Origin of the sequence: Collinsella aerofaciens (genome assembly GCF_040920445.1) — a bacterium.
GTDB classification, from domain to species: Bacteria; Actinomycetota; Coriobacteriia; order Coriobacteriales; family Coriobacteriaceae; genus Collinsella; species Collinsella aerofaciens_BH.
This window is the reverse complement of record NZ_JBCOTQ010000015.1, coordinates 34092-42430: the sequence shown is the minus strand read 5'-3', so window position 1 is coordinate 42430 and position 8339 is coordinate 34092. Positions and strand designations below refer to the sequence as shown.

Annotated in this window: 8 protein-coding genes; 3 read left to right on the top strand and 5 right to left on the bottom strand. The window is 63.7% G+C overall.

Annotated elements, in window-relative coordinates:
- Nucleotides 1-93 precede the first annotated feature (93 nt).
- The 5 genes from AB5405_RS03965 to AB5405_RS03945 all read right to left on the bottom strand — a co-directional run bounded on the left by AB5405_RS03965 (nucleotide 94) and on the right by AB5405_RS03945 (nucleotide 5636).
- Nucleotides 94-1359 (bottom strand): ABC transporter ATP-binding protein, encoded by a 1266-nt coding sequence (locus AB5405_RS03965; protein ID WP_368137676.1) that lies wholly within the window; start codon nucleotides 1357-1359, stop codon nucleotides 94-96.
- Between the two features lie 51 nt (nucleotides 1360-1410).
- The gene (locus AB5405_RS03960; protein ID WP_368137675.1) at nucleotides 1411-2433 is read right to left on the bottom strand and encodes a FecCD family ABC transporter permease; all 1023 of its coding nucleotides are present in this window, start codon (nucleotides 2431-2433) and stop codon (nucleotides 1411-1413) included.
- 22 nt (nucleotides 2434-2455) lie between these two features.
- Complete coding sequence (locus tag AB5405_RS03955) at nucleotides 2456-4027, bottom strand: ABC transporter substrate-binding protein (protein WP_368137674.1); 1572 nt, start codon at nucleotides 4025-4027, stop codon at nucleotides 2456-2458.
- A 4-nt stretch (nucleotides 4028-4031) separates the two neighbouring features.
- Complete coding sequence (locus AB5405_RS03950) at nucleotides 4032-4565, bottom strand: hypothetical protein (protein ID WP_368137673.1); 534 nt, start codon at nucleotides 4563-4565, stop codon at nucleotides 4032-4034.
- Between the two features lie 144 nt (nucleotides 4566-4709).
- Nucleotides 4710-5636, bottom strand: a complete 927-nt coding sequence (locus AB5405_RS03945) for a sirohydrochlorin cobaltochelatase (RefSeq protein WP_177720835.1) — start codon at nucleotides 5634-5636, stop codon at nucleotides 4710-4712.
- 458 nt (nucleotides 5637-6094) lie between these two features.
- On the opposite strand from AB5405_RS03945, the gene cobM reads away from it, so the two are divergent.
- Genes cobM through AB5405_RS03930 form a run of 3 tightly spaced genes read left to right on the top strand, consistent with a single transcriptional unit; the run spans nucleotide 6095 to nucleotide 8298 of the window.
- Nucleotides 6095-6886, top strand: a complete 792-nt coding sequence (gene cobM, locus AB5405_RS03940) for a precorrin-4 C(11)-methyltransferase (RefSeq protein WP_022094563.1) — start codon at nucleotides 6095-6097, stop codon at nucleotides 6884-6886.
- 1 nt (nucleotide 6887) lies between these two features.
- A complete protein-coding gene (cbiD, locus tag AB5405_RS03935) occupies nucleotides 6888-8072 on the top strand; it encodes a cobalt-precorrin-5B (C(1))-methyltransferase CbiD (RefSeq protein ID WP_368137672.1) in 1185 nt (394 codons plus the stop codon).
- The gene (locus AB5405_RS03930; protein ID WP_368137671.1) at nucleotides 8065-8298 is read left to right on the top strand and encodes an SAM-dependent methyltransferase; all 234 of its coding nucleotides are present in this window, start codon (nucleotides 8065-8067) and stop codon (nucleotides 8296-8298) included. Before cbiD ends, AB5405_RS03930 begins: the two co-directional genes overlap by 8 nt.
- The last annotated feature ends 41 nt before the right edge of the window (nucleotides 8299-8339 follow it).

The window sequence follows — 8339 nt, the reverse complement described above, 5'->3', positions numbered from 1 at the left end:
CCCATCATCGCGGTCTACGGGGTCAACGATATGGCACCGTGGGGACACATGTATGTCAATCCTGGTCTAACAGAGCCTAAAATAAAGTCCAGTTTATCCTTCCCACTCTAATTGGGAATCCTCCGATGCACCTTCGCACGCTCGCACGACCTCGATACCATGCGAGCGTGCGAACTCGACGAGCTCTGCGTTGCGGGCGTTTATGGTGCCGAAGGCGGCGGGGCACACGATAAGGCGCGCACAGTGGACGAGGAGCTCTTTGGCGCGGGCTATGGTTTTATCCCCGATCGGCTCGAAGGCGCGCTCGGCCACGCATTCCGTCGCCAGGTCGCGCGCGAGCTCGCAGTCGATGTCCCCTTCGTGCAGAACGCCCGCGTAGAACGCCTTGCCCTGCCGGATGAGCTGGCGAAACACAGCCGACCCCGTACCTGCGCCGGCGATGACGAACGTGTGCGCATCACCGTGTGGGCGCCCAATTTCCACGCTGCCGAAGCGCTCGTTGAAGGTGCCATGCTGAAGGCCGTAGAGCTCGCCAATTGTCTCGCGCGTGAATATGTCCTCGGGTGCGCCGGCGCGGAAGACCCGGCCGTCCTTCACGCAAATCACCTTGTCGGCGCTTTTCTGCGCGAGCTCGAGTTCGTGGATGGACATGATGACAGCCACATTCCGCGATTTCGCAAGATGGCGAAGTATTCGCAGCAGGTCGATCTGGTAGCGGATATCGAGATACGACGTGGGCTCGTCGAGCACGAGCACACGCGGATCCTGCGCGATGGCGCGTGCGAGCATGACGCGCTGGCGTTGCCCGTCGCTTATCTGCATGAAGTCGCGTTCGGCGAGCTCTTCCACATGTGCGGTTTTCATGGCCTCGTCGACCCGACTATGGTCGTCGGGCGAGAGTGTGCCCATTCGCCCGGTGTAGGGATGCCTTCCCGCCTCTACGATATCGCGGCAGGTGAGGAGTTCGGTCCGGGGGCGATCTGTCAGCATAACGGCAAGGTTCCTTGCGAGCTCCGCCGTCTTCCATCGGGAAATCTCCCGCCCGTCGAGCTCGACCGCGCCGGCAAGCGGTGCCAGATGGCGTGTGATGGTTTTCAAGATGGTCGACTTGCCCGAGCCGTTCGGCCCGATGAGCGCCACGACGTCGCCCGCGCGAACCTCCAGATCGACGCCTTCGACTACGACCTTCTTGTCGTAGCCCGCCGACAGGTCGCTTATGCGGAAAAGCGGCGCTCCGTCAGTCTGCGTTTCGACCGGGGTTTCGAGGTTCGACTCCGCTCGGAGGAGACGTTCCGCGCGCAGTTCCGCACGAGCCGAAAGTGCCTTCTCGCGCTTTCGTGCGAGCTCAGGACTGGCCAAGCATGGAATGTCCCCTCCGGGCGTTTTGGGCCGCGGCACGAATTCCCCCATCTACCTCACCCGCTTCTTCAACATGAGCGCGATAACCACCGGCGCGCCGAAGATGGCGGTGACGGCGCTGATGGAAAGCTCGACGGGGGAGAACAGCGTGCGCGCGATCAAATCGCAGCCCGCGCAGAAGATGGCGCCTCCCAAGAAGCACGCAGGAATCACGCGGATGGGCTTCGACGACTTTAGCGCCGACTTAACGAGATGCGGAACCGCGATGCCTACGAACGACACCGGACCAGCGAACGCGGTCACGCAGGCGGAGAGCATGCTCGCTAGAAGGACGAGCACCACGCGGAAGCGTGCGACGTTCACGCCGACGCTTTTCGCGTAGGCTTCTCCCAGCTGGAAGGCGGAAAGGGGCTTCGATATCGCGAATACGCATGCGCTCACGGTGATCACCACGACCGCGATGACCGCGATGTCGTCCCAGCTCGAACCCGAGAAGCTGCCCAAAGACCAGTTGTGCAGGTTCACGATGGACTGGTCGTCGGCGAAGGCGATGAGGAAGTTCGTCCCCGCCGAGCAGATGTATCCCACCATGACGCCCGCTACGATGAGCATGGCCATGGAACTTATGCGCCGTGCGATGAGGAGTACGAAGCCGATGGTGATAAGCGAGCCCAGAAACGCTGCGGCCACCATGGCCGGCGAGGACATGGCCTGGTTCGCGCCCAGAAGTACGATCATCGTAAGCGCGACGACGAACTTTGCGCCTGAGGAGACGCCCAAGATGAACGGGTCGGCGATGGGGTTGTTGAAAAACGTCTGCAGCAGGAACCCGGAGAGCGAAAGTGCACCGCCGAGAAGCACGGCTGAAAGCACGCGCGGCAGGCGAATCTCCCAGATGACCTGGCTTTCCATGGAATTGGCCGCGCCGCCCGAAAGGATGCCGGGGATGTGGTCTGCGGGCACGAGCACGCTCCCGATGCACAGGTTGGTCCCGACGAGCACGATGAGGGCAACAGCGAGCAGCGCCGTCACGACGCGACACCGCGCGGCGCGCCCCGATTCGTCGTATGCCATGGAAAGTCGGCTTCTCATGGTGCTAGCCGAGCTTCCTCAGATAATGGAAGTCGCTCGCGTCATCGCCGGCGAACGCCCCGTGCAGCTCGTCGATAATGTCGGCGGTAGAAGTCATCTGCTGGTACATGTCGGCGCTTGTGACCCAGACGTTGCCGTTCTTCACGGCTTTGAACTGCGACAATAGCGCGTTTTTGCCTACGAAGTCGTTCAAGGTGGCAACCGATTCGTCGATGGTGCCGTTGTAGACGATGATGTCGGCATCCTTCGCCGTCGCGTAGAAGCGCTCCATTTCGAGCGTTACTGACGAACCTGACGTCGACGCCGTCTGCGCGTCATCGAGCGCGTAGCTGCCGCCTGCAAGCTCGATCATCTGCGCCACGTAGTCGCCTGCCCGCCGCGTGACGGCGGCCCCGTTCGAGTTAATGTAGAAATACGCCACGGTTTTACCTGAAGACGCGAGCCCCGACGTTTGCTCGACGCGGGCCTTCTGCTCGTTGAACAGGCGTGCGGCCTCGTCCTCCTTGTCGAACAGGACGCCGAAAAGCTTAATCCACTCTACGCGCCCGAGTGCTTCGGGCTCGCTCGACGACTGTTCGGTGAGCACGACGAGCCCGAGCTTCTGCAGCTTTTCCTTCACATCGGGCGTGTGGTTGATCATGGTGTTCTCGATGGCGAGCGTGCAGCCCGAGGCCGATATTCGCTCGTAGTCGGGCGCGCTGTACTTGCCGCCGTAGGCGATCGCCCCACTTTCGAGCGCGCTTTTGAAGCCTGCGACCGAGCAATCGTCGGCCTTCGTGCCCGACATTAAGATATTGTCGTTCGCATCGAGCGCGTCGACCAGGCACATCGTCGCCGACGACACAAGGTACACCTTGTCGGCGGGGCGCCTTATGACCGCGATGTCGGAGCTCAACCCATCAGGTACCTTCGCATCCTGCGGCACCACGAGGAAGCGCTCCCCGTTCGAAACGCAGATAAGCCGCAAGCCGCCTTCGAACTCGTCGACAGTGAAGTGCTTGGCGTATTCAAGCTGAAGCGTCCCCGTCGGCTCCCAGCCGCAGCCCAAATCGGCGTTGTGGAAGTCGGCCGCGGCGCTTGAAGCCGTTCCCGCAGGGGAGCCGCCGCTTGCATCGTCGCCCGATTTCTCCTTTATGGTGGATGAGTCGAAGTAGAGCGTGTAGTCGATGGTGTGCGGCGTCGACATGGCGACGGTCTCGGCCGACACGGCGATGTCCTCGTCGAGCGTGACGGGTATCTCGAACGTGGAGTTGCCGCCGTCGTTTACGGGCGCGTAGTCCACGCCGTCGACGGTCATCTTGTCGTAGTTCGAACTCGACCAGGTGATGGTCGCGGTGTAGGTGTCGCCATCCTTCACAATTGTGGTGGGTGAGGCGATGCTTGCTCGCCCTGACCCGCCGGAAAGCGAGACGCTCACAGTGTATTCCTGAGAGCCCGCCGTGGCACCGGTCGCGTTCGAGCTCGCACTGCACCCCGCGAAGGGAAGCGCGAGCAGGGCGACGAGAACGCAGGCGATCGCGCGTGCCGCGATGCTGCGGCGCTTCCTGTTTTCCCCCTTTGGAAGAATCGACCGCATGGCGTTACTTCAGTGCGTCGGCGCGCAGATCGACGCCGGCGGATTCGAATACGAGCGTGCGGTCGTACCACCGCTCCCTTTTAATGCTCCACGCGGCGCAGGCGGTGTCCTCGTCGAGCGCATCAACGGGCACGTCGTAGGTGTACTTGCCTTCCGCGTTTTCCACATAGGGGATGAAGTCGGCCTCGCTCGCGGCGGCAGCCTCGTCGCCCGTGCCCATGAAGAGCTTGCCGTAGCCCGTGCCGGAAAGTGTCATCACGCAGTGCATGGAGCCGTTTTCCACGATGAGCTGGGCGTCCACAATCCTGAACATGTTCGAGCTGGAATCTACGGTGATCGGATAGGTGCCGTCGGCCACCTTGTCGGCGGTGATGGGGGCAGCGCTTGCGTCCTCGGGCGCATCGGCCGCCTGTTCGGTTTTTTCCTGGGAATCGGCATCGCTTGCCTTTGCGCTGTCGATTGAATTTCCGCCGCAGCCGGCGAGCGAGAACGCGAAAAGCGCCGCCGAAAGGGCGAAGGCGAGGGTTTTCTTCAACATGGAGGGGTTCCTTTCAATCGCTTCGACCGCCCGCGCCGTGCGGTGGGCGGGCGGGATACGAATGCAACGGGCATGCGCCGTCAGTCGGGGAAGGCGCATGCCCGTTGCACGGGGACGCGACCGGCGCCCCCGTGCGCGGCGAGTTTACAGCTTGGCGATGGCGTCGTCCACGTGCGAGACGTAGATGTCGTCGACCGCGACGTTCTGTCCCAGACCCTGGAGCAGGCACGTCACTTCGAAGCCGGCGGCCACGAACTTCGCAGCCCAGCTGTCGGGGTCGGTCTCGTCTGCCATGTCGTTGTTCGCGTGGTCGCCCGCGACCACCATGAACGGCGCGAGCACGGCCTTCTTGTAGCCTGCGGCGCTCGCGGCGGCGATAACATCCTCGCAGGTCGGTTCAGCCTCGACGGTGCCGACGAAGAACTGCGTCAAGCCCTCGTTCTTAAACACTTCCTGCATCTTGGCATAGTCGGCGTTGGAATCGGCTTCGGTGCCGTGGCCCATGAGGCACAGCGCCGTCTTGCCGTCGTCGAAGGACGCCATGTTCTCCTTAATGGCTGCGGCCACCTTCTTGTAGTCGTCGTCGGAGGTGAGCAGCGGGTCGCCGAGCGAGATTTTGTCGAACTTGTCGGCGTACTTGTCGAGCTCGTCTTTCACGTCGGTATATTCCAGGCCACCCATGAGATGCGTCGGCTGCACGACGATTTCCTTCACGCCGTCTTCCACGCAGCGGTCGAGCGCCTCGGTCATGTTGTCGATCGTGATGCCGTCGCGCTTCTTCAGCTTGTCGATGATGATCTGCGCGGTGAAGGCGCGGCGGATGTCGTAGTCCTGCCAGTACTTCTCGCGGATAGCGTCTTCGATGGCGCCGATGGTGATGTGGCGCGAGTCGTTGTAGCTCGTGCCGAAGCTCGTGACGAGGATGACCGGCTTCACGGCCTTCTCCTTTTCACTCGATTTTTCGGAACTTGCGGAGGTGTTGGAGCAGCCCGCGAGCGCGACTCCGGCGAGCGCGACGGCTCCGGTTGCTGCGGCGCTCATGAAGCCGCGGCGTGACATCTGGTCGGACATGGTTTTTCCTTTCCTCGGTTTGCCGGTCCCCCGGCGACAGTTGCTTGTCGGCACAAGCGAAAGAAAAGCGCACCCCTCGGGGTTCACAAGGAGCTAACGCCACGGCGATGCCGTGAGGAAAAGGCGAAGCAGTCTGGCTTGGGGCGCGAGGCGGTTCGCCCGCGCGTCCTATACAGTAATGTCCCTTGCCCAGGATTCCCACCTGGTTCCCTCCGCAAGCCAGCGCGGGCTGTGCGGGCGCCGCGCCGGTCATTTCCTTTTATCCGATTGTCATATGCTCGTTGCCGAAACTTTTACTATGATAGTGGGCACTTGTGAACGTGTCAAAGCCAGGGCGGGCGGCATTGCGCCTCCTGCCTGCGTATTTGCGCCGATTGCTGCCGCAGGCGCCGTGCTTTGCCCGCTGCGCGAATGGCGGCGTAAACGGTTGCGATGAGAAACGGGAAGGGAAGGCTCGGATGATTCATATCGTTGGCGCAGGCTCGGGCGCCGCCGACCTTATCACGCTGCGCGGGGCGCGCCTTCTGCGCGCGGCCGACGTGGTCGTTTGGGCGGGAAGCCTTGTGAACCCCGAGCTGCTCGCCGAGTGCAAGGAATCCTGCATCGTCTACGACAGCGCGCACATGACCTTGGAGGAAGTGCTCGACGTGATGTGCGCGGCAGATGCGCGGGGCGAGGAAGTGGTGCGCCTGCACACGGGCGACCCGTGCCTGTACGGCGCCATCCAGGAGCAGATGGACGCGCTCGACGCGCGCGGCGTGGACTACGAGGTGGTGCCCGGCGTGTCGAGCTTTTGCGGTGCCGCGGCGGCGCTTCGCCAGGAATACACGCTGCCGGGAATCAGCCAGTCGGTCGTGATCACGCGGCTTTCTGGACGTACCCCCATGCCCGCGGGCGAGGGCATGCGCACCATGGCGGAAAGCGGCTCGACTATGGTCATCTTCCTGAGCTCGGGTATGCTCGCCGAGCTTTCCGCCGAGCTTTTGGCCGCGGGCCGCAGCTCCGACGAGCCGGCGGCGCTCGTGTACAAGGCGACCTGGCCTGAGGAGCGCGTGGTGCGCTGCACAGTGGGCACGCTCGCCGATGCGGGCGCGCGAGAGGGCATCGACCGCACGGCGCTCGTGGTGGTGGGCCGCGTGCTCGGAGCTCGCGGCGGACTTGCGCACGACGGCGCGCAAGCGGAGTCGTACGAGCGCAGCAAGCTTTACGACCCTTCGTTTGCCACGGGGTATCGGAAGGCGAGCAGCTAACGTGGCCTTCGAGCACTACATATATACGGGGACGACCCGCCTGCGCTGCGGCTATACCACGGGGAGCTGCGCCACGCTCGCGGCGAAGGCGGCCTGCGAGATGCTCTTGTCACGAAAGCCCGTCGGCTGCGTGTCGATCGTCACCCCCGGCGGGCTGCCCGTCGAGGCGAACGTGGTCGACGCATGCATCGGCGAGGGGTCCGCCCAGTGCGCCGTGCGAAAGGACGCAGGCGACGATGCCGATGTGACCGACGGCGTGCTCGTGTACGCGCGCGTGGAACATGCGGGGTCGGGCACGGGTGCTGCGGGCGGCAAGGGCGTGCCCGCGCGCGAATCGGAAATTTCCGTCGATGACGGCGTGGGCGTGGGGCGCGTGACGTTGCCCGGGCTCGAGCAGCCGGTGGGGGCGGCCGCCATCAACGCGACGCCGCGCGCGATGATCACTTCGGCCGTGCGCGAGGTGTGCGCCGCGCACGGCTTTTCTGGAAATATTGCTGTGACGATTTCGGTGCCCGAGGGTGTTGCCCTTGCCAAAAAGACCTTCAACCCGCACCTGGGGATAGAGGGCGGCATCTCCATCCTGGGCACGACGGGCATCGTCGAGCCGCGCAGCCTCGCTGCCTTGCGCGACAGCATCGAGCTCGAGATCCGGCAGCATGCGGCTATGGGGCGGCGCGGAGTCGTGCTCACGCCCGGTAACTACGGCGAGCAGTTCATCTCGGGGCATTTTCACCTAAACGGAGCGCCGATGGTCTTCATCTCCAACTTTGTGGGCGATGCGATTGATTGCTGCGTTCGCGAGGGATTTACCAATGTCCTTCTTGTGGGACACATCGGCAAGCTGGTGAAGGTCGCGGGCGGCATCATGGACACCCATTCGCGTACCGCCGACTGCCGCGCGGAGATTCTGGCCGCCCACGCGGCCATGGCCGGCGCGGGCGCGAAGACCGTGCGCGAGATCATGTCGTCCGTCACGACCACGGCGGCGCTCGAGGTAATCGAGGCCGCCGGCTCGGGGGACGCTGTGCGCGCCTCGCTCGCTGCGGCAATCGAGGACAGGTTGCGCCGCCGCGCGGCGGGCGCATGCGACATCGCCGCAGTCGTGTTCGACGCCGAGCGCCGCGAGCTTTTCCGCACGTCGGGCGCCGATGCAGTTATCGGGGAATTGGGAGCGACGTATGAGTAAAGGCGTTCTGTACGGGGTGCGCCGCGCAATCGGCTGGCCGGGGACGAAGGTGGTCATGAAGGCGCGCCGCTCGCTTGCGGACACGAAGCGCATCCTTCACGAGGAGGGCTCCTTCGACGGTGCCGAGCTCGTAGAGGACTGTAGGCTTCCGGGCGAGCGCTTGTACCGCTCGCTCGACGATGTGCCCGATCGGGGCAGCTACTTCTCGACGATGGTGGTGCGCTAGATGAGGGTTTCCTGCATAGCGTTCACTGAGAGGGGGTATGC